The organism is Brevundimonas sp. FV1ye7S, from assembly GCF_058680995.1.
This window is the reverse complement of sequence record NZ_CM178726.1, coordinates 3,175,161-3,200,715: the sequence shown is the minus strand read 5'-3', so window position 1 is coordinate 3,200,715 and position 25,555 is coordinate 3,175,161. Positions and strand designations below refer to the sequence as shown.

The window sequence follows — 25,555 nt, the reverse complement described above, 5'->3', positions numbered from 1 at the left end:
CGAGACGGTCGTGGGTGTTTGAGTAGGGGAAACCCCTATGAGAGGCGAAGGGCCGGGATCCTGTCGGGCTCCAGCGTGCCCAGGGTCTCTCTCGTCTGAACATAGGCGGCCATGATGTGGTAAAAGGAGCTGGCCGGTGCGGGCTCGTCGATGAATTTGCCCCCTTCCAGCATCTTGTCATGCCAGAGGCCCTGCGGCGTCAGATAGCGCCATAGCGCCCTCTGGGCTCTGGCGGCCTGTTCGAGGCAAAGAGCGCGCCGGCCGTCGTCGCTGAGCGAGGCCAGGATGAGGGAGGCCTTCAACCATTCTGTCTGGGGCCAGAGGCGCGCGCGCGGGCTTCTTACGCCGCCGTCGATGTTCATGGCGTCGATGGCGATGCCGCGTTTGAGGTCGACGCCCTTGAGGCCCGCTTCATAGAGCCGCCAGGCGTCTGCGAGGACGGCCGGGTCTGCGCGTTTTCGGCCGTACCGCGCCATCAGCCAGGCCCATTCGAACTGGTGTCCCGGTTCCACCAGCCGCCCATCGTCGCCCGAAGCGGGGGTCCAATCCTGCTGGAAGAATTCACGCAAGCAACCGGTGTCCGGGTCGATGAAGCGGGCGCGCGCCAGGGTGACGATGCGGTCGGCGAGCGCGGCCCAGGCCTGGTCTCCGCCGGTTTCTTCCCAGGCCAGCGCCGCTTCCAGCAGATGCATGTGGGCGTTGGACTGATAGGGATGGGCGCCGTGTTCCGTCAGTCCCCCCTGGCTGTCCGCGCGCTCCAGCAGAAGGTCGCGCACCGCTGCGGCTTCGACCTCGAGCTGCGGAGCGTGGGTCGCATCGGCGACACAGGCCAGGGCGAAGATCAGGAAGGCCTGGTCATAGACCGTCGCGGTTTCGTCGAGGGGAGAACCGTCCGCCGCCAACAGGGTTCGCATCTGGCCGTCAGGTCGAAGATAGACGGCCCGCAGACGATCCAGGCCGGTGGCGACCACCGCCTTCCAGGGACCTCGCCAGCCTTGGCGCCCCGCTTCGGCATAGACCTGCAGCTGGCGCGCCTGGACCCGGGCCCGCCGTGATGTGGCGACGTGGCGTCCGTCCAGGGCGACCACCTCTTCGAAGCCGCCCGTCGAATCCTGACCCAGGCTGGACCAGACAGGAAGGGCAGCCTGTCGGAGCCAGGTCGTCAGCCGTGCAGCGCCAGCGTCGAGGGTTTCCGGAGCATTGGCGCGGGGGAAGTCGAGATGCTGGGGCGACAGTTTGCGCAACCGCTCCACCACCTTTTTCACGTCCTGGCTCTTGCGGAGGTCGGTCACCAACACTGCGTCGCGTTCAACGATGATGCCGATGTCCTTGAGGCCGATGGCCGCGACCATCACCCCGTCGCAGGCTCGAACCAGGCAGCCTTCCGAATCTTCCAGGATGTGCAACCCCACGCTGCCTTCGCCCGATGCATGGACCGAATCCCAGGCGCCGAGATCCGACCATTCGAAACGAACCGGCAGAACCGAGGCGCGGTTTGTCTTCTCCATAACGGCGTAGTCGATGGAAATCTTGGGAGCCGAGATGAAGCTCGACCCAAGCAGAACAAAGGGCCCGTCGATCTCGGCCTGATCCAAAGCGGTACGGACCGCTTCTCCAACGGCGGGGGCCCTATCCAGGATCTCGCGAACGAGCACATCGGCGCGGACGATGAAATTGCCGCTGTTCCAGAGATAGCCTTCGGAAATATACCGTCGAGCGGTCGCTTGATCCGGCTTCTCGACGAAGGCGGAGACCTCCGACAGGGCTGGGCCGGAGGGGGCGATATAGCCATAGGCCGACGAGGGCTCTGTCGGAACCACGCCCAGGGTGACGATACGCCCGTCCACCGCCGCAGAGACAGCCTCTTTCACCGACCGGCGAAACGCTTCGTCGTCAGGAATGTGGTGGTCCGACGCCACGAACAGATTGACGGCGTCGGGCGCGCGGCGACGGGTCCAGAGCGCGGCGGCGGCCATGGCGGCGGCCGAGTCACGCCCTTCAGGTTCGAGCAGGATGACGGCGCTGGCCCCGATCTGCTCCAATTGCTCCAGGATCGCCTTTCTGTGCGAGACGCCGCCGACCACGACCAACTCGCCGGAGCCGTCTGTCAGGTCGATCACGCGAGCGACCGTCTCCTGAAACAGCGAACGATTTCCAGCGAGCGGAATGAACTGCTTGGGGCGGGACGGTCGCGACGCAGGCCACAGGCGCGTTCCTGAGCCGCCGCACATGATAACCGGGTAGATTGTCGTCATGATCAACGCCGTGGACTGTCAGGGAGCCCCCCCTATTAGGTGCGCCGCGTCGCGTCGTCACCTTCTTTGCCGACCCGAAGTTGCGATAGGCTACGACTGAGTCACGGGGGTGGCGCATGCTCGCCAGGCTACAACGGCAGCACCGTCGTCGACTTCACCTCCTCCAGCACCGCATAAGTCCGGGTCTCGCGCACCCCCGGCATCCGCACCAGGACGTCGCCGAGGAAGGCGCGATAGGCGTCCATGTCGCCGACCCGGGCCTTGATCAGATAGTCGAAGCCGCCGGCGACCATATGGCATTCGAGCACCTCGGGCTGGCTGCGGACGGCCGCGGCGAAGGCTTCGAAGACGTCGCCGGTGGTGCGGTCCAGCAGGACCTCGACGAAGATCAGCAGGTCGCGGCCGACCTTGGCGGGATCGATCATGGCGGCGTAGCCGGTGATGATCTTCTTTTCGCGCAGGCGCCGGACCCGTTCGAAACAGGCGGCGGGCGACAGGTTGCAGCGCCGCGCCAGCTCGGCGTTGGAAAGCCGGCCGTCGGTCTGGAGCACACGCAGGATGCGGCGGTCGACGGGGTCTATATCGATCATCGGAAATCGGGCTCCTGCGCCGAACGATCTTCGGGACGACCTCGTATCATACGAAGCACCTTCAATGAACTCCGGCCTATACGGCGGAAATCCACAGGATTCCCCGCCCATGACCACCCCCGCCTTCAAGCCTTCGAGCCTGGCCGCCTGGGACGGTCTGGACGCGCACAAGTTCCGCGACGAGCGCGAGGCCGTGGCCGCCAACCTGGCGAGAACGCCGCTGGACGCCGCCGGGCGCGTCGCCGTGGTCGCCGAAGCCACGGCCCTGGTCGAACACGCCCGCCGCAGCCAGAAGAAACAGGGGGTGGTCGAAAGCTTCCTGCAGCAGTTCTCGCTGGGCACCCGCGAGGGTCTGGCCCTGATGTGTCTGGCCGAGGCGCTGCTGCGCGTGCCGGACGAGGAGACGCGCGACCGGCTGATCGCCGAGAAGATCGGCTCGGCCGACTGGGCCAGTCATCTGGGCCAGTCCGACAGCCTGTTCGTCAACGCCTCGACCTGGGGCCTGATGCTGACCGGCAAACTGGTGGACGTGGACGACGAGGCGCGCAGCGATCTACCCGGCTTCCTGAAGCGGATCGCCGGTCGTCTGGGCGAGCCGGTCATCCGTCAGGCCGTGGCCACCGCCGTCAAGATCATGGGCGAGCAGTTCGTGGTCGGCCGCACCATCCAGGGCGCGCTGAAGCGGTCGAACAAGGAAGGCTGGCTGTGCAGCTTCGACATGCTGGGCGAAGGCGCCCGCACCGTCGCCGACGCCGACCGCTACGAGAAGATCTACGCCGACGCCATCGAGGCGGTGGGCAAGACGTCAAAAGGCCAGGGGCCGGAGCACGGTCACGGCGTCTCGGTGAAACTGTCGGCCCTGTCGCCCCGCTATGAGGCGACGCATGAGGACGACGTCTGGGCGACCCTGTATCCCCGCATCCTGCGTCTGGCCCAGATCGCGGCTCGGTACGACATCAACTATACAATGGACGCCGAAGAGGCGGATCGTCTGGCCCTGTCGCTGAAACTGCTGGACCGGCTGGCGCATGAGCCCAGCCTGGGCGGCTGGACCGGCCTGGGTCTGGCGGTCCAAGCCTATCAGAAGCGCGGTCTGGAGACGATCGAACGGGTCGCCGACCTGGCCCGTCGCTCAGGCCGCCGGCTGATGGTGCGCCTGGTCAAGGGCGCCTATTGGGACACCGAGATCAAGCGCGCCCAGGTGTTCGGCCGCACCGACTACCCCGTCTATACGACCAAGGCGGCGACCGACCTGAACTACCTCGTCTGCGCGCGCGCCATGATCGAGGCGGCGCCGGCGATCTATAGCCAGTTCGCCAGCCACAACGCCCACACCCTCGCCGCCGTGCGGCGCATGGCGCGGGGTCGGGGCGTGGCGGTCGAACACCAGCGTCTGCACGGCATGGGCGAGGCGCTGTACGACGCGGCGCGCGAAGCCTGGGCCGATGAGACCGTGATCGTCCGCGCCTACGCCCCCGTCGGCGGGCATGAGGAACTGCTGCCCTATCTGGTGCGGCGCCTGCTGGAAAACGGCGCCAACTCCTCCTTCGTCCACGCCCTGCTGGACGAGCGCGTGCCCGCCTCGGCCGTCGCGGCTGATCCCATCTCCCTGGTCGAGCAAGCGCCCGACCGTCACCCCAAGATTCCGGTTCCGCAAGACATGTACGGCGATCGTCAGAACTCCCTCGGCCGCGACTATTCCCAGGCCGCCGACCGTGAATCCCACGCCCGCGCGCTGGAAGGGATCGACCGCGAGACGCTGACCTCCGGCCCCATCGTGGCCGGTCGCCTGCGCGCCGGGATCGACGCCCAGGCCGTGACAAATCCGTTCGACCGGTCGCAGGTGCTCGGCCATGTCTCCGAAGCCGAGACGACCGACATCGACGCCGCCGTCGAAGCCGCCGCAAACGCCCAGGTCACATGGGACCGTCAGGGCGGCGCCAAACGCGCCGTGACCTTACGCGCCATGGCCGATGCGCTGGAGGCCGATCTGGACCGCCTGGTCGCCCTGCTCAGCCGCGAGGCGGGCAAGACCCTGAACGACGGCGTCGCCGAGGTGCGCGAGGCCGCCGACTTCTGCCGCTACTACGCCCTGTTGGCCGAACGCGACTTCACCGCCCCCCAGACCCTGAAGGGCCCGACCGGCGAGACCAACCAACTGTTCCTGCACGGACGCGGCGTCTTCGCCTGCATCTCGCCGTGGAACTTCCCCCTGGCCATCTTCACCGGCCAGATCGCCGCCGCCTTGGCCGCCGGCAACGCCGTCCTGGCCAAGCCCGCCGAACAGACGCCGCTGATCGCCGCCGAGGCCGTGCGCCTGTATCACAAGGCCGGGCTGAACCCGGCCCTGCTGGCCCTGGTCCCCGGGCGCGGCGAGACCGTCGGCGCGGCCCTGGTCGCGCATCCGGGCGTCGACGGCGTCGCCTTCACAGGCGGCACCGACACGGCCGCCGCGATCAACCGCGCCATCGCCGCCCGCCCCGGCGCCATCATCCCCTTCATCGCCGAAACCGGCGGCCTGAACGGCATGTTCATCGACACCACGGCGCTGAAGGAACAGGTCATCGACGACGTGATCCAATCGGCCTTCGGCTCGGCCGGCCAGCGCTGCTCGGCCCTGCGCGTTCTCTATGTGCCCCAGGACTCGGCCGACGCTCTGATCGAGGGCCTGAAGGGCGCGCTGGCCGTCCAGACCGTCGGCGACCCCGCCGATCCCAAGACCGACATCGGCCCCGTCATCGATCCGGAATCCCGCCGCGCCCTGGAAGCCCACGTCGAACGCCTGTCCAAGGAAGCCAGGATCATCGCCCGCGCCGACCTGCCGCTGGGAGCGGAAAAGGGCGACCTGTTCGCCCCGACCCTCGCCGAGATCCCCGCGCCCGACTTCCTGGAACGCGAGGTCTTCGGCCCTATCCTGCACATCTATCGCTACGCCCCCTCCGACCTGAAGTCGGTCGCCGGCAAGCTCGCCGCGCGCGGCTACGGCCTGACCCTGGGCGTCCACAGCCGTATCGAAGCCTTCGCCGCCGAGGTGATCGATCTCGTCCCCGCCGGCAACGTCTACGTCAACCGCTCGATCACCGGCGCGGTGGTGGGCGTGCAACCTTTCGGCGGCGAAGGGCTTTCAGGCACCGGCCCCAAGGCGGGAGGACCCAACAGCCTGATCCGCTATGCGGCTGAGAAGGCGGTCAGCGTGAACATCGCCGCGCAGGGCGGGGATCCGGCGCTGTTGAATCTGTAAGTTGGGGTTGACGGTGCGGATCGTCTGTCGTCCATGACCGGCGAGCTCTTTTTTGGAATGGCATGACTTCTATCTGCATCGACGGTTTCAACCTCGCCTTGGCCAAGGGATCCGGCATAGCGACCTATGGTCGGAATCTGTTGGAGAATTTGAAAGCCATCGGTTTCGAGACACAGGCCCTTTATGGGCCGCCGACTCCGAGGCGATCGACAAATGTATCGAATGAAGCCGGGTTGGTCGACGCAGAGCGGCCTGCGCAGAAGCTAAGCCGCAGACAGAAATCGACCCGATTCCGGGAGACCCTGCTTACCCGCTTCGGTCGGGAGGCCTATCCGATCCTGCCGTCCGGAGAAGTCATCTGGCCCAGTCGCGGGGGCGGTCGCCCTGCCGCAGATCGTTTCTGGGCCTCGCAGAATTTGTTCTTCTACGGAAATCGCGCCTTTGCTGCATATGGCAAGGAAACCCCGCTCACCTTTGACGCTACGGCGGAGGCGCCGGCGCCAGACGCGATGCACTGGACGGCGACCTTGCCGATCTACGCCAAGGGCGTTCCGAATATCTACACGATTCACGATCTTATTCCCCTACGCCTGCCGCACACGACTTTGGACGACAAGGCTGTGTTCGCCGCGACTTGCCAGGCGATCGCCAAGCGCGCCGATCATATCGCCGTGGTGTCGGAGACGACGCGCCAGGACGTAATTCGCCTGATGGGCGTGAGCGAGGATCGCGTCACCAACACCTACCAAGCCGTCAGCATTCCGGCCCCGTTGATGAACCGCAGCCGGGCTGACGTTCAAATAGAACTGGAGGGGGTGTTTAGTCTGGGCTGGAAGGACTATTTCCTCCACTTTGGGGCCGTAGAACCCAAAAAGAACCTTGGTCGCATCGTAGAGGCTTACCTTGCTTCTGGAAGCAAGACACCGCTCGTTCTGATTGGCGGACGCGCTTGGTTGGACGAGGGCGAAGTCGCTCTGTTGAATCAGGTGAAGCGGGACGGCGGCCCGAACGCCGACCGAATTCGTCAGTACGACTACATGCCGTTTTCCATGCTGATCAGCTTGATCCGTGGAGCAAAGGCGACGCTGTTTCCCTCCTTGTACGAGGGCTTCGGGCTACCCGTTCTGGAGTCGATGGCGTTGTCGACGGCGGTGCTGACCTCGACAGGGGGGGCACTTCCGGAAGTCGCGGGGGAGGCCGCCGTGGTGGTGGACCCATACGACGTTCACGCCATTACGCGAGGCATACAGGCCTTGGACGCTGATGAAGGCTTGCGAAACGATTTGGAGATGCGCGGCCTGGCGCAGGCCGAAATTTTCAGCCCCGACGCCTACCGATCCCGGCTTGTCGAGCTTTATGAGAAAGTCGGCTTGAGATATTAGCCTCTTGAGCTTAACCCTTCCCGGCATCCCTCTGCGGGAAGCTACCGACGTAGGTCTAAGGCTTACGAGCCCCTGAACCGAGAGCTTATGGTCTTCGCGCCCCTCACCAGACATCTTCGCATCATCGCTTCTTTGATGATGCGGGAGGTCATCACGCGCTTCGGCCGTGAGGGGTTGGGTTTCGCCTGGCTGATCGCCGAGCCGTTGCTGTTCTGTTTCGGCGTGATGGGGCTGTGGAGCCTGACCAAGCCGGCCTACGAGCACGGCGTTCGCCTCGCGCCGTTCGTCATGACGGCGTACATGGCGCTAATTCTTTGCCGCCACCTGATCGGCTTTTTGTCCGGAGCGTTGCAGGCGAACATGGGGCTGCTCTACCACCGACAAATATCGCCCCTGCACATTTTTACGGCCCGGATCGTCATGGAGCTGGGAGGGGCGACAGCCGCATTCGCAGTCGTTTACGCCGTCCTGTTTGCAATAGGCGAGGTCAGGCTACCCTACGACTACATGCTGCTTTATGCGGGGTGGTTCATCCTGGCGTGGGTTGCGGCGGGTTTTGCGCTGGTTCTGGCTGGCCTAGCCATGAGGTTCGATGTTTTTGAACGTTTCATCGGCCTCATCAGCTATCTCTTAATCCCTCTGTCGGGCGCCTTCACAATGGTCGCGTGGGCGCCGCCTGCGGTTCAGAAGTTCCTGCTTTATATCCCCTTCGTCCATCCGATCGAAATGGTCCGCTCTGCGGTGTTTGGGGAGTTTGTGGAGACGCACTACAATGCGACCTACGCCATAGTGTGGGGGACAATCTTCAACATCATCGGCTTGGCGCTTGTTCTGAGTTCCAGAGAGAAAATTGAAACGGAATGATCCGTCGCCACGTGGCTCTGAAGTCAATGTCACCGGAAGCAATATGACTGACGCGAAAATTAACTATGTCGGTCCCATGCCGGACCTCATTGCAGGACCTCCGACAGGCAAACCGTGGTGGAAGCGCATTCCCCTTGCCTTCCTGCTGGTCGTAGTCGCCCCCACATTACTGGCTGCGATCTATTTCTTGCTGATCGCTTCTCCCCGATACGTCTCTGAATCGCGTTTCATCGTTCGTGCGGCAAATCAATCTCAGCCATCCAGCCTAGGCATGGCTCTGCAGGGTGTCGGGCTCTCGAGCGCCACCTCAGACGCCTTCGCCATACATGAATATATCAGCTCCCCGGACGGCATGCGGGAGGCGGAGAAGAAGTTTGATCTCTCGAAGGTCCTGCGGCCTCGCGGGCTCGACGTCTTCACCGGCTGGCCTCGGTTCGGCGAGGGCCGGTCAGACGAAAGCCGCTACAGCGGGTTCGAACGTTTTGTAACGATCGGCTATGATGCGGCGACCGGCATCAGCGTGTTGCGTGTCGAGGCGTTTGATCCGCAGACGGCCTATCAGCTCAATCGCACCCTGCTTGAGGGCGGAGAGGGGCTGGTGAACCGCCTTAACGTCCGCCAGGCTGAAGACGCCGTGAAGGATGCTCGTCTTTCCGTCGAGGAAGCCCGTGCGAGGTTGGCTGAGATTCAGGGCCAGCTCACCAACTTCCGTAATCAGGAGCGGTTTGTAGATCCGGCTCGGACGGCAGCCGAGGGCTCGCAGTTGATCGGATCGTTGATGACGACATTGGCGACGCTCCGGGCGGAGCGTTCCCAACTCGCGGTGGAAGCCCCCCAAAGCCCGCAGATCGTTTCTCTCGATAATCGTATCGCCGCGTACGAGCGGCAGATCGAGACTGAACGCAGCAAGATTGCGGGGAGTTCGACGTCTCTCGCCAGCAAGATCGGCTCATACGAGGACTTGGTCGCCCGCCGAGAGTTGGCGGATAAGGAGTTGGCGCAGGCGACGGCTTCCCTCATCGGCGCAGCCCAGGAGGCGCGTCGCCAAAAGTTGTATCTTGAGCGGATCGTGAACCCGAACACGCCCGATAACGCCACCGCCCCGCGGCGCTTCATGTCGATACTGACAGTCTTGGTAAGCGTCTTGCTTGCCTACGCCGTCGGATGGCTGGTCTGGGCGGGTGTCCGCGAGCACAGACAGTCCTGAATGAAGGTTTCAACCGAAAACTTAGGGCTTCGGGTCAGGGGGGTAAGCCGCAAGTTCAATACCTCCTCTAAACCGCTTTTCTCTGGGCTGAGCTTCGACCTCAATCGAGACGGTCGACTCGCGATTCTTGGTCGAAATGGTCAGGGAAAGTCTTCTCTGATCCGCATGCTCGGCGGCGTCGACCAACAGTCTGAAGGCGTGATTGACTGGAAGATGACGTCGTCTTGGCCTATCGGCTTCCATGGCGGATTCCAGGGCAGTCTTACGGGTCTGGACAACATCCGTTTCCTTGCTCGCCTATACAGCAAGGATTACAAGGAGACGCGGGATCGTGTTGACGCTTTCGCCGAATTGGGATCTGCGCTTCGCCGCCCGGTAAAGCACTATTCATCTGGGATGCGTGCCCGTCTTGCGTTCGGGCTGTCGTTAGCCATTGAGTTCGACTGCTACCTGATCGACGAATTGGTGGCAGTGGGTGACGCCCGCTTTCAGCGTAAGTGCCAAGAAGAACTGTTTCAGCATCGCGCCCATCGCGCCTTCCTGATGGCGTCGCACGACGTGAACCTTGTCACCAGCTATTGCGACACCGCGTTGATCATCGAGAGTGGAAGGGCGAAGTTGTTTCACGATGTGAAGGAGGCGGTGGAGGTCTACACGTGGCTGAGGTCTGCGTGACGCATTCAGCTCCCCACTGGATTGTCTTGCCGCCGAGTTTGCTGGAATCGGCTTGGCGTTCCGCGCTTAAGCAAGAGGCGGCTCGCACGGGCGTCGTTATTTGCGAATTTGGAGTCGACAAAGCGACCGAGGGTTCAGGCATTGTTTTGATCGACGATCTTGATGCCGCCCAATCTGCGGGCGCATCAGATAGCAACTTAACCGTCATCGCTCTTCCGCCGTTCATCGACCTGGATGGATGCGGCACAGCAAGCGAGATTCATGCCCGCGTCGAGGCCGTCTCGCGCCGTATCGCTGCGGCCTACGCTTTCCTGGGCCATACCGTGCGTGATCTGACCGGCAAGATCGACGTACCGGCGCTGCCCTATTTCTCGGGCTCTTCGGTCGGATCGTCTGGAGTGCGGAAGATCACGGCGCAGGAGGCCTCGCTGCGTCAGGCCGCGAACGTTTTCCTGGATGGACGAGCCCACTGGTCTTCGGGCCTTTTCACCTACGATGATCGAAATGCGGCGACCGCTCCACAGTCCGGCCGACTGGACGTCACGGGGAGGCCCCGCTTCCTGATGAGCGGACCCCACATGTCTGTGCCCGCCGGCGTGTGGCAGGCCAAGGTTAGCCTGGCGTTTGATCACGAAGTCAGCCACCGTCGCTTTCGAATCGACTGGGGCGGCATGGAAGCGTTCACGACTTGGGAATTTTCTCCCGGTCGTGCCGGTGTGTTTGATATCACTTTGACGTTCTCGTGGGATGAGCCAGGTCCTGCCGAGCTGCGACTTCTCGTTCTCGAGGGGGTGTTCCACGGAAGTGTCGTATTTGGGGGAGCCGTCATAAGCCGCATTATCGACCCTGAATCGGCCAGTCAGGAAGGCGGTTGAGCCGAAGAGCGGAAGAGTGTCGCGTAGGCCCGTTCGATGGCGTCGTTCTTGACGAACATCAGGTCTTGCGGCGGCGGGGTGTCGGCCCCGGGCGTCGTCTGTCCATTTAGCGGCGCGCCATAGAAGATGTGGGCGCCGATCCGCTTGACCCGTTCCATACGCCGAGCCCAGGTGGGGCTGACATAGTTTGCATGGTAATTGACCGAAGCGCGCGGCAGCAGGGCCTTGGTTTCTCCGGCATAGACGCCGCGCGCGATACGCTCGGCCCTGGCCCAGGCGGTCATATTGACCGGCGAACGCCCGATCGATCCATCGCAGGTGAAGGTGAACTGGCAGGTGCGGGAGTTCCGCTGGTAGACCACCTGACAGACGTCGCGGGGGTACCGCCCGCTTCCGGCCCGGTTCAGCACTACCTCGGCGACAGCCGCCTGGCCTTCTTCGCTTTCGTTGCGCGCTTCATAATAGATGGCCTGCGTCAGACAGGCGAGCGGATCGCTGGGGATGTTCGGCGGCGTGGTCAGGTCGAGACGTGGAGGCGTATAGCCGCGCCGGGTCGACGCCGGCCCGACCCCGGCCGGGTCGTAGGCGGGCGGCGCGATCGTGGACCGGGGCTCCGCGCGGGGCGACCTGCGGGCGACGGACTCAATTGAGGCCTGGGCCGGGACCGCATGGCGCGCCGTGCGAACGGGGGAGGCGGACGGCGCCGGCTGCGGCGCGTCCGCCAGGCGACCGCCCCTGCCTTCCGCGATCATCCCGCGAAGGCGCCTGTTGAGTTCTGCACGTCGAGACGAGTCCGTCTCGACGTCGGCGGGCTTGGGTGCTGGCGACGATGCGGCAGGCGACGGTCCCGCTTCAGCCTTAGCCAGGAGCTCGCGGCCGCTGATCCCGCCCCAAAGGGCGAGGGTCAGCCCGCTTGCAATCATGACCGAAGTCTGCGGCTTCATCCCGATCCCCGAATACCGCGCTGTTGATATCGCATCGGGCGATGTGCGCCAAGCGTCGCGGCGTATCCATTGGCGATCACGTCGGGACGGGCTAACACCACGAGATGCAGACCCACGCGCAAAGGCCGGGCTTTTCATTGATCGAGGCCCTCGTGGTCCTGGCGATCGGAGGCATGGCCCTGGCCATCATCTTCTCGATCGGGATAAAGGCGGGCGATACCGGGTTCAGCCTGGGACGTCGCGCCATGACGGCCGCCGACCTCGACGTGTCGGTGAGCGATGTGCGCGTGTTGATCAAAAGCATCGCCATGCGGCCGCCTGAGACGTTCAACGCCGAGATCGACCGACCCATCACCGGCGCGCCGGAGCGGCTGGAGGCCGACGTGGTGATGGAAAGGGCGACCCAATGCGCACCGCAGGGTTGGACGGGACGGATGGTTTTGACGGTTCGCACAGAGGGCGGTCAGGGGGTGCTGACCTGTGAGGCCGGCGGGGAGCCTGTGACCCTGATCGCCACCAGCGACCCCACGGCCCGTTTGTCCTATTCCCGGGACGGCGTCACCTGGTCGACAGCCTATGCCTCGGAGACGCGCGGCGCGGCGACCAGCGACGGACAGATGCGTTCGACCCGGTTGTTCGTGCGCTTTCGCGGCGGGGCCGTCGACGTCCTGGACGCTGCGGGCTCCGGGCGGCCGGAAAGCTGGATACGGTTCGATGATCCGCTCTGAAAGAAAAGGCTCAAGATCCGGCTTCGCCCTGCCCGCCGTGCTGGCGGTGACCGGAGTCGTGACGCTCATATTCCTGGTGGCGATGACGGCCTTGAGCAGCCTGACCGCAGAGGCCGCCTCGGCCCGGGCCCGCGTCCGCTTCATTGCCCGATCCATGACGGCTGAAGCCCTGATAACCTATATGGCCGCGACGGAACCCATGGCGCCCACCGGCATAAACACCGGCGGGCCGAGGATGTTCGACGATGGTATCTACGACCCCACAGGCGGCCCCGGTGAGCTCGTGCGGCTCGACGGTCGCGACTATCAGGTCGATCTGGACGGGCCGCTGCTGATAACACCCCAGGACCAGGCGGGCCTGATCAACCTGGCCTACCTGCAGGACGCCGGCTACCAGCGATTGGGTGAAGCCCTGGGCCTTCCCGAGCGTCTCACACGCCGACTGGCGTCCCTCTACCGCGACTACATCGACCAGGATGATCTCGAACAGCCCAATGGCGCCGAGGCCGAGGATTACAACCGCGCGGGGCCGGCGAACCGCGTCATGCGCCGTCCTGACGAATGGCTCTCCTTACTGGGCATCCGCGGGGCCGTGAAATCCGGCGCCTGGCGACGCTTGCGGCCCTATCTGGCCATGGATTCGACATCGCTGAACGAGAACGTGAACACGGCGCCCGGCGAGGCGATGCAGATCCTGTACGGCGCCACCCCGGCCCAGGTCGAGGCGGCGATCCGGGCGCGAGAGCAGAAGCCTTTCCTGTCGTTCCCCGAATTTTCCGCCGCGACCGGGCTGCCGGACACCAGCGGCGAGAATTTCTACACCTTCCCGTCGGGCAGAATACTGCTGACCATCGCTGACAGCCGGTCGGCATGGGTCTATCGTTCACGACTGACCTTGACGCCGTCCGGGGTTGAGCGACCCGTCTGGATCGACCAGACTGAATTGAAAGAGGCCCCGGGGCGGGCCGTGGCTGATTTATCCGATGCAGTTCGACTTCCTTACGCCCCGCGTTGAGCGGGTGTTCGCCGACGGGCGCTGGGCCGAGGTTCATCCCGGCGGCCCGGGGGGGCGCCTGCGGCCGCCCGTCGTGCTGCTTGCGCGTGAAATGACGGCGTTCAGCCTGTTCGAGACCGCCAACCTGCCGCGAAGCCGCCGAGGGCAGGCCGCCCGTCTGCACGCGCGCATGGGCTCGCCTTACATGCTCAGCGGCTCCACCCTGGTGAAGAGCGGCGCGGATTTCGGCGTCTGGTGGTGGGATGCCGAGACCGTAAACGCGCTCGTGGCCGCGCGCCATGGCGCGCGAACCTTGATCGTGCGGCCTGAGACCCTGGCCCAGCCTCCCGGCGCCGGGTGGCGGATCGTTCGCCTGGATGAAGGCTATGAGGCGCAGCTATGGCGCGACCGCCGACTCGTGGCCTCGGCCTGGCGGAAAGAACGTTTTGACGTCGCGTCCTGGAGCGCCTTCACGCGTCTGCAACGCGGCGCGCAGGATGCGCCGCAGTCGCCGCCCCCGCCACAAACCCTGCCGATCGATTTCAGCGCCCCCGCCTTCGTGGTCTCGGCGTCGGACTTGAGTCAGGAACAGTTGATCGGGATAGGCGCGGGCGCCGTCGTCCTGACGGCGCTGGGCGTCAGCCTGTTCCTCCTCGGCCAGGGCGCTCGCCTTTCGTCCGACGCCGCCGAGATCGAAAAAGAAGCCGCGCAGATCCAGGCGGCGACGCCTCGCGCAGCCCAGATGGGCGGCCTGGAGGCTGACCGCCGCAAGCTCGCCGCCTACGCCGAGATCGAGGCGCAGACAAATCCGCTCAGCGCGGCCGGCGCCGCGATCGGCATTGTCGCTTTTCATGATCTGACGCCCACCGCGCTCGAGGCGGAAAGCGAGACCCTGACGCTGACCCTGCCCTATACCGCAGTCGCCCTGGCCGACGTCTTGATCGCCGATTTCGAGGGGTCGGGCTATTTCTACGACGTTCGTCCCCGGACGGACGCGCAGAATCAGCGATTGATCATCGAGATGAGGACACGCGAGGCGGCCCCGCCGCTGACTGCAGGCGAATGAACCGGCAGTCGCCGTTTGCGGTGCGAAGAGTCATGACGACACGGTCGCCGTTGATCAGGTTCGCCGTCGCGGTCGAGCAGGCGCCGCCCGCAGCGATGTCCAGCGACGGGGCCATGGTGTAACGCCAGGGGGACCGAAGCGTCACCGTCCGATCAAGCACGTCCTCCGACGCCTCGTGATCGCCCGCGGCGTTCCGCAGGTCGGCCGCGCGCGCGGCCTCTGGATCGGTCAGCCGAATGGCCATGCCTGTTCGGTTCGCCTCGCGACGATAGTCCGAGACCTGCTTTTGAAACTCGAAAAAGACCGCATGCGACGTCGCCTGGTCGAGCATCCGCGACGTACTGGGCATGATGATCGCCGCGCTGAGCGCGAAGATCGCCAGGACGACCAGAATTTCGATCAGCGAAAACCCGGCCCGGCGGACGTCAGCGCTGGTCGGAGGTGATATCGGCATTGGCCCCCTGGCCGCCTTCCTGACCGTCGGCGCCATAGCTGACGACCTTGGCTCGGTTCTCCGGCGCACCCGGAGCGCCGTCGGCGGCGTCGCTGGGCGGTATGTAGATGTAGGGCCGGTTCCAGGGATCGGAAGGCAGCGCCTTGTCCAGATAGGGGCCAGACCAGCCGGCGACCTGCTGGGGATCGGCCTGCATCAGGAGCGCCAGCCCCTCCTGCTGTGTCGGCAGGCGACCGATGTCGAGCCGCATCGTCTCAAGAGCCGCCTCGATCGAGCGGATCTGCAGACGCCCTGTGGTCGTCTTCGACCGATCCAACTGGGCGAACAGGCGCGGGCCGACGACAGCCGCCAGCATGGCGATGATCGCCAGAACCACAAGGATCTCGAGCAGGCTGAATCCCTGCCGGACGTCCTGCTGGCGCCCGGGCCGACGAAGAGCCGAACGGCGAATTATACGCGAGAAAAGAATGGACAAACGCAACGTCCCTATCAGCATGAAGCTATTACCACGGCTCGGGGCCTGCTATAGCGGAACCAAGCGCGCGCGTCGATTGTGAACGGGCGGGCGCCGAGGATGCGGCGGGGCTGGATTGCAGGACATCATTGCCGGACTGAGGGTGTCTGCCCGCACGCAAACCCGTGCATTGGTCGCCCGGCTGCAGCGCACCACCCCACGAGAGCGCGTTCTGCTGGGCGTGATGGTTCTGGCGGCTCTCGTCTATGCTCCGATCAGCGCCGCCGATTGGCGGACACGGCAGGAGGATCGCTATGTCGACGCCCTGACGTCGCGAGCCAGCGCCCGTCTGGCGGCGAGCGCGGCGCGCCGGGTCGAGGCGGCGGCGGCGGACGATTCCGCCGTGGAGGACATGAAGACCTGGGGCTTCGAGGCCGCGAACGTCGCCATCGCCCAGGTCCGCATCGAACAACGTTTGGCCAAGGCTGCGACCGACGCTGGAATGACGAACTTCACCATCACCACGGACAGCGAGCCGGAGATGATCGGCGTCACCCAGTGGCTCGGCGCCGAAATCCAGGCGGATCTGCGCTGGAACCCGACCTTCGCCTTTCTGGATCGCGTGGCGGGCTGGCCGGAAGGCTTCCGGGTCGCGAGTTTCGACTATGAGCTGACCCCGCTGTCGCCGTTTCAGGTTCAGCGGACGCAAGGCCGCGGCGAGGCGCAGCCCCAGCCGGCGAGCGGCAAGGTGCGACTTCACCTCGCCTTCCCTGTGACCTTGCCGCCGGGCTCGGCCGAAAGCACGGCGGGAGCGAACTGATGCGGTGGGCGCCTCTGTTTGCGGCTTTGTTCTTCGCCTGTGTCTTCGTCCTGGGGTGGCAGGCGCCCGGACGTCCGGAGGAGCCGCCGGCCGTGCGTCGGGGCGGCTCTAGTCAGGATCTGCTCGTTCTGCGTCCCGGAGAGAGCGCCGCTGCGGCCGTCCGTTTTTTGCGGACGCTTCGTTCAGACCCGCCGCCGCCGCCTCCGCCACCCCCGCCGCCTCCGCCGCCCCCGCCGCCGCCGCCTCCGCCGCCGCCTGATGTCGCCGTGGTGTTCAAGCAGGCGCTTCGCGGAGTGGAGCGTGACCCCGCGACCGGATCAGTGGCGGCGCTTGTGCGCGATCCCGCCGCGCCGGGGCCGCAAATCCGGTCTATGGTCGTGGGCGACCGGTTCGGGGATGACTGGCGAATCGAAGAAATCACAGAATACGCCGTGACGTTGCGAAAGGGCCGCGAGACACGCGTGGTCCGTCTCTACGGCTAAGGCGGCGCAGGAGTTTAAGATGTCCAACCACGATGCAGCACGGCGCTCGCCCGTATCAGGCGCCTCTCTCATGGCGGCCGTGTGCCTGACGCCGATCCTGCTGGCAGGGTGCGCCGCCTTTCCGACCATGACTACCCCGATCCGTATGCAGGGCGAGGTGGAGGCTGCGCCCGGGGAAGACGACGCCGCCCTGACAGGGTCCGGCGCAGCCGGATCGGACCAACGCCGCGCGGCGGAACGCCTTTCGATACCCCGCAGCGGGGCCCCCGCGACGCAACGCCCGGCCGCCACCGAGGCTGAAATCGCGGCCCTGGTTCCCGACGAGCCCGTCGACGCGACCCTGTCTCCCCAGTCGATCCCCCAGTTCGCCGCCACCGTCTTCGGCGGCGTGCTGAACCTGCCCTATTCGCTCAGCGGCGATGTGGCGTCCCGGACCGACGTGATCGCCGGCGGAACCGGCGGCACGATCAGCAAGCGAGCCCTGTTCCGGCTGACGCAACAGGCGCTGAAACAGTACGGCATCGATGTCTATATCGACGGCGGCGCCGTGACCGTGGGCTCCAGCCAGACCGGCGCCATCGGCAGCGACATAGTTCGCAACCGTTCCACGCCGACCTCCGGCGGGCGCGTCGTCCAGTTCTTCAATGTTCAGACCATCGAAGTGAACGTCCTGCAGTCCCTGCTGGGCGACCTGTTTCCCAACCTGGGCGGCGCGCGGGTCACGCCCGATCCCCTGACCAACAGCCTGATCATTTCGGGGTCGTCGCGGGATGTGGCCCAGGTGGTCCGCACCTTGCGCGAGATCGACCAGCCGCGCTTCGCCGGCGCTGACGTGCTGCGTGTCGAACCCGTCTATTGGGCCGCTGATGCTCTGGCGACGTCGCTGGAGCAGACCCTGACGACCGAGGGCTATATCGTCAGCCGCCAGGCGCTGGCGGGCCGCTCGATCGTGATCCTGGCCTTTCCCCAGGCCAACCAGATCCTGGTCTTCGCCAAGGATCCCGAGCTTCTGGACCGGGTGAACTACTGGGTCGGCATGTTGGACCGCCCGGCCGCGCTCGGCGACAAGGCGACGACCTTTGTTTATAATGTCCGAAACACGGACGCTCAGTCGCTGGGCCAGTTGGCGATGGGGCAGGCTCCGACTACGAGCCAGCCGCAGCCGCCGGTGGGAGTGCCGGGAGCACCGCCCGCGACGCAAACGCAGGCAGCGGAGCGGCAAACTACCCGTTCCGGCAGCGGTCAAAGCCCGCAAAGCACGTCGGGAACCTTCCTTGGGGGGCGCCTGCTTACGGACCCTGTTGGCAACCGTATCATCTTCACCGGCACAGCTAGCGATTATGCGCAGTTGCGCAGTCTGCTCAACACCCTCGATACGCCTGCGCCTCAGGTCGTGGTTGAGGTCATGATCGCCGAGGTGACGCTGACGGATTCCACCAGCATTGGCGTGAATCTTTTTGGCACACAAACCCGAGGCGACGGCATCCTGTCGGGGTCTACCGAAGGCCTGAATATCGGCTCAGGCGCAGGCGTGTTCACCTTCATTGGTGCGGATTTCCGCGCCCGATTGGTAGCTAACGCCTCCAACAATAGGGTCAATATTCTTCAACGCCCGCAGCTGGTAACGCGAAGTGGGGGCACTGCTCGTTTTCAGGTCGGATCTGACGTGCCGATCATTACGTCGCAACGGGCCTCCAACAGCAATTCAAATGGTAACACCGATGTCCTGCAAAGCGTGCAGTACCGTCAAACAGGTACAATCCTGGAAATCACACCCGTGGTCTACGGCGACCGCGTCGATGTCACGATCAGCCAGGAGCTCTCTGAAGCGGGAGACCCGCCCGCTGGAAGCCAGATCGGCAGCCCGCCGATCCTCAATCGCAGCCTTACGACGCAAATCGCCATCCGTGATGGTTGGACGGGCGTGCTCGGTGGGTTGATCGGAAACAATTATCGAAAGAACAACGCAGGCATCCCGTTCCTGAAGGATATTCCGCTCATCGGCTCGGCCTTCCAAAGCAATACCGTAAGCGGAACGCGTACTGAGTTGCTGCTCATGATCACGCCCTACATCGTGCGGGGCGATGAGGACATGAGTGGATTTGCCGATGAATATACGGCGAACATGAACGCAGCCTTCCGCACGGGGCGCGGCTGGTCCTACACGCTGACGCCTTGGTCGATCAGCTCGCGGTTTCGGGGGTTGGGGGTGGATCTTCCAAGTCCGCTCCCCGCGTCCGAGACCCCGCCCCTGCTGCCGCAGCGCGGCCGGCCGGCGCCGGTCGTCGTCACGCCCTTGGGCGAGGCGGTGGCCGTCGACGCCGAAACGCCGGCCGCCGGTCCGACCGAAACCCCCTAGGCGCCCTCGCCCGTCATCCGCCGCCAGCCCATACGGTCAAAGACCAGCGGGGCAGGCGAGCGGCCGTTGCGGCGTTCGATTTCGACCGTGACTGTGAACAGCTGGACCTGGAACTGGCCGTCGCCCGTCGGGAATCCGGCGTTGACGCGCGCCTCTGTCTTGGCCTCCGACGTCCAGCGAATGACGTCGCCGTCGGGCAGTTCCACCGTGCCCTGAGGCTGTTCCATCGGATTGAGGTCGCGGGTCAGGGCCAGGGCGTTTTCCTGGGCCGCGACCTGCTCCAGCACGTCGGCGGCGCGACGCTGGCCCCGGATCATCTGCTGCTGCAGCTCGAAAATGGCCGTCAGCATCATGGCGGCGATGGCCAGGGCGACCAGGGCCTCGATCAGGCTGAAGCCCTCGCGGCCAGGCCGCATCACACCACGCCTTCGTAGACGCTGGACAGGGCCAGGACGAGCGACAGGGCGACGAAGCCCACGATCAGCGAAATGGCTCCGATGGCGGCCGGCTCGAGCAGGGAGGTCATGCGCTTCATGCTGTCGCGCAGCCGGTTCTCGTAATTGTCGGCCATGAAGCCGAACATGGCGCCGACGGCGCCCGAACGCTGGCCGGCGCGAAGCAGGCTGAGGTCCATCGCTTCCAGCTTGGTGTGGGCGGCCAGCGACGCGTCGAGGGTCAGGCCCGCCTTCAGGTCGCTTTCCAGCCGGTTCAGCCCCTGGCGAAAGGGCCCGATCGGCACGGCGGCGCGGGCGAGGGCGACGGCCGACAGGATCGGCACGCCATTGGTCAGGGCGAAAGAGGTCAGGCGGGCCCAGGCGGCGATCTCGCGCGCCTGAATCACCCCGCCTACGACCGGCAGGCCGTGCGCCAGGGTGTAGGCGCGGGCCTTGATGGCCGGATTGGTCGCGATGACCACGGCGAGGGCGACGACGGCGCCCAGTCCGATCCCGATCAGGCCGATATGGGCGTTGGCGTATTCGCCGGCCGAAAGCACCCAGCGCGAGACCGTCGGCACGCGGCTGCGGTCCTCGCCGATCATGGCGCCGAACCGGGGCACGACCTGGGTGAAGATGAAGGCGACCGCGCCCAGGCCGGCCATCAGCAGGAAGGCGGGATAGGTCATGGCGTTGCCGAAATCCTTGCGCAGCCGGTCCTCGTAGGCCATCTGCTCGGCCGCCTGTTTCAGCACCTCGGCGACCCGGCCCGAGGCCTCGCCCACCCGGGCCATGGCGTAGAGGTAGTCGGGAAAGCCCGGAACATGTTCCTCCAGCGACTGGCCCAGCGAGTCGCCGCGACGCAGGGCGGCGATCGCCGCCTGGAACTGTTCCTTGCCTTTGCGGGACTGCATCCCCTGGGCGACGGTCTCCAGGGCTTCCAGCAGGGAGACGCCGGCTTCCAGCATCAGGCCCAGCTGGCGCAGGACCAGCACCCGCTCGCCGGACTTCAGCGGGCGGTTCTGACCCTCGCCGCGTGCGGCGGCGGCGGGCGAGACCTTCAGCACCGTCAGCCCCTCGGCCGACAGCCGGCGCACCACGGTGGCCTCGTCGGGCGCGCTGACGACGCCGCGCGACATCGCGCCCTGGCGGTCGATCGCCTGATACTGGAAGGCCTGGGACGACATGGTCAGTCGCCGCCGCCGACGATGCGGTGCACCTCGGACAGGGTGGTCATGCCGCGCCGGGCCTTGAGGAAGGCGTCGTCGCCGAAGCTGAGGAAGCCGTCCTCGCGGGCGATGGCGGTCAGCTGGTCCTCGTCGGCCGAGGCGCGCAGGGCCTGGATCAAGGCGGGCGAGGCGGGCGCGATCTCATAGGCGCCGACCCGGCCGCGATAGCCGGACTGGCCGCAGCGGGGGCAGCCCGCCGGTTCGCGCCAGCCCGCAGGCTCGGTGTCGGCGAACATGCGCAGGTGCGCCGGGATGGACTGTTCGTGGTCGGCCGCCTCGGCCGACGTCGAGGGACGGGCGCAGTCGCACAGGCGCCGGACCAGCCGCTGTCCCGCCACGCCGCGCAGGACGTCGGCCAGCAGATAGTCCTCGATCCCCAGGTCCAGCAGGCGCGGCACGGCGGCCAGGGCGGTGTTGGTGTGGACGGTCGAGATGACCAGGTGCCCGGTCAGGGCGGCCTGGACCGCGATCCGGGCCGTTTCGGGGTCGCGGATTTCGCCGACCATGATGACGTCCGGGTCCTGGCGCAGGATCGAGCGCAGGCCGGCGGCGAAGGTCAGGCCGATCTCGGACCGCACCCGCACCTGGATGACGCCGGGCAGGTCCAGCTCGACCGGGTCCTCGACTGTGATGATCTTGCGCTCGCCGTCGTTCAGGTGGCTGAGCAGGCGATAGATGGTGGTGGTCTTGCCCGAGCCGGTGGGGCCGGTGATCAGGAAGACGCCGTTTGGATGTTCCGCCAGCCCCAGCAGGGTCTTTTCCTGCGGCGCGCTGACGCCCAGTTCGGACAGTTCGGGCAGGCGGCTGGTCTTGCCCAGCAGACGCAGGACGATCGACTCGCCCCAGGAACAGGGCAGGGTCGAGACGCGCAGATCGACCTCCTGGCCGGACACGCGCACCGACTGGCGGCCGTCCTGGGGCAGGCGGCGTTCGCCGATGTCCATGCCGCTGAGCAGTTTGATGCGCGAGGCCACGGCCTCGAAATTGGCGCGAGGCGCGGCGCGGGCGGTGGTCAGGACGCCGTCGATGCGCATCCGCACCAGGAACCGGTCCTCATAGGGTTCGACATGGACGTCGGAGGCCCGGCGCGTCAGGGCCTCGGCGAAGACGGCGTTGACGAAGTCGATGGTCGGCGCCTCCTGCGCCAGTTCGCGCAGGCGGGCGGCGTCGCCGCCGCTCATGACCCCGTCCATCAGGGGCAGGCCGTCGGCGTGCAGGTCCTGGGTCAGGGCCTCGATCAGCGAGCGCTGGGCCAGCATGAAGACGACCGGCTCGGAAGAACGGGCCTGGGCGATCCGCTCGCCCAGGCCCGGCGCCAGGGGCTGGACGGCGGCGCAGACGATGCGGCTGGGCGCGGTCTCGGTCGCCTCCTGGCGCCAGACGACGGCCTCGTTCTCGGCCCACCAGTTCAGGGGGGAGCGGATCTCGGCCAGGAAGGCGGCGACCTGGTCCGGGCGGGGGCTGTGCTCGGGCAGAAGGATCGGCAGGTCCAGCTGTTCGGCCAGGACCTCCAGCAGCTGGGCCTCGGACACGGCGCCCAGCCGCACCAGGTTCAGGCCCAGAAGGCCGCCGTTCTGATTCTGCAGGGTCAGGGCGTTGGCCAGATCCGCCTCGCGGATCATGCCGCGCGCGATCAGCTCCTCGCCCAGGCGCCGGCGTATGGGGGCGGCGGGAAAGCGGATGGCGATGGGTTCGGCGGCGGCGTCGGCGGGCAAGGAGCGGTTCCGAAAATAGATCCCGGCCGTGATAGCCGGTTTTCACCCCGCGATCACGACCTATCGCGCAAAGAAAAAGGGAGGGCCGAAGCCCTCCCTTTCCCCAGTTCAGGTGTGAACCTGGACTTAGCGGGCGCCGTTCAGGTTGCCCAGCGAGGTTTCGAAGATCTGGCCCGAAGCCTGCGTCACGCGGACCTTGCCCGAGATGAACTGCGGTTGGGCTTCGATCGTGACTTCCAGGTCGCCGTTGGCGGCAGCGGTGCCGAAGGCGGTCTTCAGAGCAGCGCCCGAGATGGACACCACGCCGCCGGCGGGGATGCCGCCCGAAGCGGTCAGCGAACCGGCGACCAGATCCGAGGCCGAGATCGTTACGGTCCCGTTGGCGGCGGCGGCGCCGTTGCTCGACGTCAGGGTCATCTGGATCGGGCCGGTGTCGGTCGAACCGTTGTTGGCCAGGCGGATGGTCGAGTTGGCCGAGGCGGCGCCCAGAGCGATCCAGGGCGCGACGAACGAGGTGCCGTCACGCGTGACCGGAGCCAGCGAACCGGTGGCGGTGAAGTCGCGCAGGCCGTCAATCAGATCGACGGCTGCCACAACCGAGAAGGTCGAAGCCGGAATGATCGCGTCGCCGTTGATGCCGGCGGTCGTGGCGGTGTCGGTGTTGTCCACGATGTTGATGATGTTGGTGCCGACAGTGGCGGTCGAGACGCGAATGGTCGAGACCGTGGCGCTGGCGGTGCCCGCGGTGAAGCGGGTCGCGCCGTTTGCCAGATTATAGCCGGTGAACGAACCGGTCAGCGCCTGGGCGGTCAGGGCAACGCCGTCGACGTCGTCGGTAGAAGCAGTCGCGGTCGTGACCAGGGCGATGTGAGAAGCGGAATCAACTTCAACGATGACCGTGCCGGCGGCGATGGGCGTCGCGTTGAACTCACGATAGCCTTCGGTGACCAGAGCGGTCGCGGAAGCGGTCGAGGCCGAGACGACGGCGGTGTAGGCGGGCGCCACGTCAATGAACTTCGCAGCGGCGCGGCCGCCGTCAACGTTGATCAGCGAACCACCGAAGCTTTGTTGCAGCTGGGCGCCGATGACCATGTCAGCGCCGGTCGCTTGGACAGGAACCGAGATGCTGAGGCCGGTGGTGGCGCAGTCACCCGACAGGTTGACCAGATATTGGGCCGAGGTCGCGTTGGCGGCGACCGGGGTCACAGCCGAGACGGACTGAACGGCGCAGCTGCCGGTGGTGGTGGTGTCGGAGCCGGTCACGGCGAAGCCCGTGCTCGACGAGAAGATGCCGCCGGCCGAGATGTCGACGGTCAGCAGCAGGCTTTCACCGGTCGTGAAGGAGTTCGTCGGGAGCAGGTCAAAGGTCGCGGTCGCCTGAGTTGCGCCCGATCCCGTAGCCGACGAAGCGGCCGTGAAATAGGTCAGCTCTTGAGCGAGCTTGAATGCGCCGGTCGTGGTCGCGGAGCTGACGCCGTTAAAGAGGCCGGTGCCGGTGATGGTGGCGGCTTGCGCTTGAGCGGCCGTGATGAGCACGGCGGCCGAAGCAGCGAGGTAGAGAGACTTGCGGATCATTGGGGTCCCCAAAAGGTTCCTAGAGGTTGCATACGAAGCTGCGTAGGATGGTCACAGAGATTGACCATGCGGCCCATCCTGCTTCCCCTGGCGCTGGAGTGTTACAGTCGCCAGCGCCCAGACGTCAACCACAAAAGGTGTTTATGTAACGTCAACACTCTGGCAAAGTTTGACAAAATGGTGACGGCGCCCGGTGCGACCTGCGGACTTTCCGGCAAATGCGCGGCGCTTGAATCACGCCGAGGCGGACTTGGCGCCGCTCAGAAGCATATCGGAATATCGACCTTCATATTTCATGTCGCCGTAGTGCGCGACACTGACATCAATAAGCGCCATGATTTTTCCGCCAGCCTTCCTGTAGTAGCGGCAAAAGCTAATATCTTCGCTGTACTTGGTGGCGCCCTCCTGAATGTTGTCGAAGCAACGGAGGAGCTTTTTCAACCCAAGGCTCGCCTCCATGTCGCTGATATTCTGAGTTTGGCGCAAATGCGGCGACGTCTTCCACAGCAGTTCGATGGCGGCGCGCCGGATCAACATGCAACCTCCAGGGATTTCGTTCATTTCCAGGAAGCCTTCCCGAATATCGATCTGGCCGTTGTTGTGAACAAAGCTTCCTGCGGCGATGAAACTGAGCGCGCCGGTGTGGCTGGCCTCAAAGCTGTTGCCGGCCTGCGCAAGTTGATGGAACTTCGCCAGGTCGATCTGGCGGCGCGGATAGGTCAGGCCGCAGACATCGTAACCCGACGCTAGCAACCGCGAGAAGGTCTCGGGCGGAACGCCCATGTCCGCATCCAGCATGAACAGGGCGTCGTATCCGTCGTTCAGGACCATGGAGGCGAAGATGTTCCGCACCCGCGCGATCTCGGCCATGTTGACGGTGAACAGGCGGATTTCGGCGGACGGAAAGTTCTTCGACAGCTGGATCACCCCTGTCGAGACGGACAGCATGGTCTCCGCGCGGACGCTGCCGCCGTAGGCCGGAATGCAGAACAGGATTTTCATTTTCGAGGCCCCTCGCTTGCGCCGCCCGCCGACGCCGGGCAGGGATATGGCAAGGCTGGTTTAGGCCATTGTTCTCTCCCTATTTCAAGGGCGTCGCACTCCCCGCCGACGCGTATCGCACGAGGCCGCAAACCGCATGAATCCAGACAGCATCCTGTTCATTTCGCTGGATTCTTGCCGGTACGATACATTTGCGGCCGCCAGGCTTCC

At 65.5% G+C, this 25,555-nt stretch carries 21 protein-coding genes and 1 pseudogene; 12 read left to right on the top strand and 10 right to left on the bottom strand.

Going from position 1 to position 25,555, the window contains the following annotated elements:
* Positions 1 to 35: 35 nt before the first annotated feature.
* Entirely contained in the window at positions 36 to 2,231 is a 2,196-nt protein-coding gene (locus ACW18C_RS15570; RefSeq protein WP_492074045.1) for an AGE family epimerase/isomerase, read from the bottom strand.
* A 152-nt stretch (positions 2,232 to 2,383) separates the two neighbouring features.
* Positions 2,384 to 2,845, bottom strand: coding sequence for an Lrp/AsnC ligand binding domain-containing protein (locus ACW18C_RS15565; RefSeq protein WP_008263363.1), 462 nt, complete (start codon positions 2,843 to 2,845; stop codon positions 2,384 to 2,386).
* Between the two features lie 109 nt (positions 2,846 to 2,954).
* Here ACW18C_RS15565 and putA point away from each other — a divergent pair, with 109 nt between their 5' ends.
* From putA to ACW18C_RS15535, 6 genes are all read left to right on the top strand, one after another.
* Positions 2,955 to 6,086, top strand: coding sequence for a bifunctional proline dehydrogenase/L-glutamate gamma-semialdehyde dehydrogenase PutA (gene putA, locus ACW18C_RS15560; RefSeq protein ID WP_492071866.1), 3,132 nt, complete (start codon positions 2,955 to 2,957; stop codon positions 6,084 to 6,086).
* Between the two features lie 62 nt (positions 6,087 to 6,148).
* Entirely contained in the window at positions 6,149 to 7,468 is a 1,320-nt protein-coding gene (locus ACW18C_RS15555) for a glycosyltransferase family 4 protein (RefSeq protein WP_492071865.1), read from the top strand.
* Positions 7,469 to 7,555: 87 nt separating this feature from the next.
* Positions 7,556 to 8,332: an ABC transporter permease gene (locus tag ACW18C_RS15550; protein ID WP_492071863.1), complete on the top strand. Its 777-nt coding sequence runs from the start codon at positions 7,556 to 7,558 to the stop codon at positions 8,330 to 8,332.
* Between the two features lie 43 nt (positions 8,333 to 8,375).
* Entirely contained in the window at positions 8,376 to 9,539 is a 1,164-nt protein-coding gene (locus ACW18C_RS15545) for a KpsE/RkpR family capsule polysaccharide export protein (RefSeq protein WP_492071862.1), read from the top strand.
* A complete protein-coding gene (locus ACW18C_RS15540; RefSeq protein ID WP_492071861.1) occupies positions 9,540 to 10,214 on the top strand; it encodes an ABC transporter ATP-binding protein in 675 nt (224 codons plus the stop codon).
* Positions 10,196 to 11,089, top strand: coding sequence for a hypothetical protein (locus ACW18C_RS15535; RefSeq protein WP_492071859.1), 894 nt, complete (start codon positions 10,196 to 10,198; stop codon positions 11,087 to 11,089). The genes ACW18C_RS15540 and ACW18C_RS15535 overlap by 19 nt, the downstream gene beginning before the upstream one ends.
* Here the strand turns inward: ACW18C_RS15535 and ACW18C_RS15530 are convergent.
* Complete coding sequence (locus ACW18C_RS15530; RefSeq protein ID WP_492071857.1) at positions 11,074 to 11,841, bottom strand: cell wall hydrolase; 768 nt, start codon at positions 11,839 to 11,841, stop codon at positions 11,074 to 11,076. The two genes, ACW18C_RS15535 and ACW18C_RS15530, sit on opposite strands and share 16 nt — an antisense overlap.
* A gap of 296 nt (positions 11,842 to 12,137) precedes the next feature.
* On the opposite strand from ACW18C_RS15530, the pseudogene ACW18C_RS15525 reads away from it, so the two are divergent.
* The 4 genes and pseudogenes from ACW18C_RS15525 to ACW18C_RS15510 form a co-directional block, all read left to right on the top strand.
* Positions 12,138 to 12,197, top strand: a pseudogene (locus ACW18C_RS15525) (prepilin-type N-terminal cleavage/methylation domain-containing protein); the annotation flags it as partial.
* A 9-nt stretch (positions 12,198 to 12,206) separates the two neighbouring features.
* Complete coding sequence (locus tag ACW18C_RS15520) at positions 12,207 to 12,761, top strand: hypothetical protein (RefSeq protein ID WP_492074061.1); 555 nt, start codon at positions 12,207 to 12,209, stop codon at positions 12,759 to 12,761.
* Positions 12,748 to 13,776 carry a type II secretion system minor pseudopilin gene (locus ACW18C_RS15515; protein ID WP_492071855.1) on the top strand — a complete coding sequence of 343 codons (1,029 nt, stop codon included), beginning with the start codon at positions 12,748 to 12,750 and terminating at the stop codon, positions 13,774 to 13,776. The genes ACW18C_RS15520 and ACW18C_RS15515 overlap by 14 nt, the downstream gene beginning before the upstream one ends.
* Positions 13,745 to 14,821 carry a hypothetical protein gene (locus tag ACW18C_RS15510; RefSeq protein WP_492071854.1) on the top strand — a complete coding sequence of 359 codons (1,077 nt, stop codon included), beginning with the start codon at positions 13,745 to 13,747 and terminating at the stop codon, positions 14,819 to 14,821. Before ACW18C_RS15515 ends, ACW18C_RS15510 begins: the two co-directional genes overlap by 32 nt.
* Here the strand turns inward: ACW18C_RS15510 and ACW18C_RS15505 are convergent.
* Positions 14,769 to 15,275, bottom strand: coding sequence for a prepilin-type N-terminal cleavage/methylation domain-containing protein (locus ACW18C_RS15505; RefSeq protein WP_492071852.1), 507 nt, complete (start codon positions 15,273 to 15,275; stop codon positions 14,769 to 14,771). The two genes, ACW18C_RS15510 and ACW18C_RS15505, sit on opposite strands and share 53 nt — an antisense overlap.
* Entirely contained in the window at positions 15,247 to 15,750 is a 504-nt protein-coding gene (gene gspG / locus ACW18C_RS15500) for a type II secretion system major pseudopilin GspG (RefSeq protein WP_492071851.1), read from the bottom strand. The genes ACW18C_RS15505 and gspG overlap by 29 nt, the downstream gene beginning before the upstream one ends.
* Before the next feature lie 142 nt (positions 15,751 to 15,892).
* On the opposite strand from gspG, the gene ACW18C_RS15495 reads away from it, so the two are divergent.
* Positions 15,893 to 16,549: a hypothetical protein gene (locus ACW18C_RS15495; RefSeq protein WP_492071849.1), complete on the top strand. Its 657-nt coding sequence runs from the start codon at positions 15,893 to 15,895 to the stop codon at positions 16,547 to 16,549.
* 501 nt (positions 16,550 to 17,050) lie between these two features.
* Positions 17,051 to 19,390 (top strand): secretin GspD/PilQ domain-containing protein, encoded by a 2,340-nt coding sequence (locus tag ACW18C_RS15490; protein WP_492071847.1) that lies wholly within the window; start codon positions 17,051 to 17,053, stop codon positions 19,388 to 19,390.
* Here ACW18C_RS15490 and ACW18C_RS15485 read toward each other — a convergent pair.
* The 5 genes from ACW18C_RS15485 to ACW18C_RS15465 form a co-directional block, all read right to left on the bottom strand.
* A complete protein-coding gene (locus ACW18C_RS15485) occupies positions 19,387 to 19,806 on the bottom strand; it encodes a PulJ/GspJ family protein (protein WP_492071845.1) in 420 nt (139 codons plus the stop codon). The two genes, ACW18C_RS15490 and ACW18C_RS15485, sit on opposite strands and share 4 nt — an antisense overlap.
* Positions 19,806 to 21,011 (bottom strand): type II secretion system F family protein, encoded by a 1,206-nt coding sequence (locus ACW18C_RS15480; protein WP_492071844.1) that lies wholly within the window; start codon positions 21,009 to 21,011, stop codon positions 19,806 to 19,808. Before ACW18C_RS15480 ends, ACW18C_RS15485 begins: the two co-directional genes overlap by 1 nt.
* 2 nt (positions 21,012 to 21,013) lie before the next feature.
* Positions 21,014 to 22,768 (bottom strand): GspE/PulE family protein, encoded by a 1,755-nt coding sequence (locus ACW18C_RS15475; protein WP_492071842.1) that lies wholly within the window; start codon positions 22,766 to 22,768, stop codon positions 21,014 to 21,016.
* A gap of 126 nt (positions 22,769 to 22,894) precedes the next feature.
* Positions 22,895 to 24,343 (bottom strand): hypothetical protein, encoded by a 1,449-nt coding sequence (locus tag ACW18C_RS15470; RefSeq protein ID WP_492071841.1) that lies wholly within the window; start codon positions 24,341 to 24,343, stop codon positions 22,895 to 22,897.
* A 234-nt stretch (positions 24,344 to 24,577) separates the two neighbouring features.
* Complete coding sequence (locus ACW18C_RS15465) at positions 24,578 to 25,345, bottom strand: hypothetical protein (protein ID WP_492071839.1); 768 nt, start codon at positions 25,343 to 25,345, stop codon at positions 24,578 to 24,580.
* Between the last annotated feature and the right edge of the window lie 210 nt (positions 25,346 to 25,555).

Excerpts from the sequence above, each read along its gene's own strand:
- ACW18C_RS15565 (WP_008263363.1), bottom strand. The coding sequence starts at position 2,845 with ATGATCGATATAGACCCCGTCGACCGCCGCATCCTGCGTGTGCTCCAG.
- ACW18C_RS15490 (WP_492071847.1), top strand. The coding sequence starts at position 17,051 with ATGTCCAACCACGATGCAGCACGGCGCTCGCCCGTATCAGGCGCCTCT.
- ACW18C_RS15530 (WP_492071857.1), bottom strand. The coding sequence starts at position 11,841 with ATGATCGCGGAAGGCAGGGGCGGTCGCCTGGCGGACGCGCCGCAGCCG.
- ACW18C_RS15510 (WP_492071854.1), top strand. The coding sequence starts at position 13,745 with ATGCAGTTCGACTTCCTTACGCCCCGCGTTGAGCGGGTGTTCGCCGAC.
- ACW18C_RS15505 (WP_492071852.1), bottom strand. The coding sequence starts at position 15,275 with ATGCCGATATCACCTCCGACCAGCGCTGACGTCCGCCGGGCCGGGTTT.
- ACW18C_RS15515 (WP_492071855.1), top strand. The coding sequence starts at position 12,748 with ATGATCCGCTCTGAAAGAAAAGGCTCAAGATCCGGCTTCGCCCTGCCC.
- ACW18C_RS15570 (WP_492074045.1), bottom strand. The coding sequence starts at position 2,231 with ATGTGCGGCGGCTCAGGAACGCGCCTGTGGCCTGCGTCGCGACCGTCC.
- ACW18C_RS15545 (WP_492071862.1), top strand. The coding sequence starts at position 8,376 with ATGACTGACGCGAAAATTAACTATGTCGGTCCCATGCCGGACCTCATT.
- ACW18C_RS15470 (WP_492071841.1), bottom strand. The coding sequence starts at position 24,343 with ATGATCCGCAAGTCTCTCTACCTCGCTGCTTCGGCCGCCGTGCTCATC.
- ACW18C_RS15540 (WP_492071861.1), top strand. The coding sequence starts at position 9,540 with ATGAAGGTTTCAACCGAAAACTTAGGGCTTCGGGTCAGGGGGGTAAGC.
- ACW18C_RS15550 (WP_492071863.1), top strand. The coding sequence starts at position 7,556 with ATGGTCTTCGCGCCCCTCACCAGACATCTTCGCATCATCGCTTCTTTG.
- ACW18C_RS15480 (WP_492071844.1), bottom strand. The coding sequence starts at position 21,011 with ATGTCGTCCCAGGCCTTCCAGTATCAGGCGATCGACCGCCAGGGCGCG.
- putA (WP_492071866.1), top strand. The coding sequence starts at position 2,955 with ATGACCACCCCCGCCTTCAAGCCTTCGAGCCTGGCCGCCTGGGACGGT.
- ACW18C_RS15555 (WP_492071865.1), top strand. The coding sequence starts at position 6,149 with ATGACTTCTATCTGCATCGACGGTTTCAACCTCGCCTTGGCCAAGGGA.
- ACW18C_RS15520 (WP_492074061.1), top strand. The coding sequence starts at position 12,207 with ATGGCCCTGGCCATCATCTTCTCGATCGGGATAAAGGCGGGCGATACC.
- ACW18C_RS15485 (WP_492071845.1), bottom strand. The coding sequence starts at position 19,806 with ATGCGGCCTGGCCGCGAGGGCTTCAGCCTGATCGAGGCCCTGGTCGCC.
- ACW18C_RS15465 (WP_492071839.1), bottom strand. The coding sequence starts at position 25,345 with ATGAAAATCCTGTTCTGCATTCCGGCCTACGGCGGCAGCGTCCGCGCG.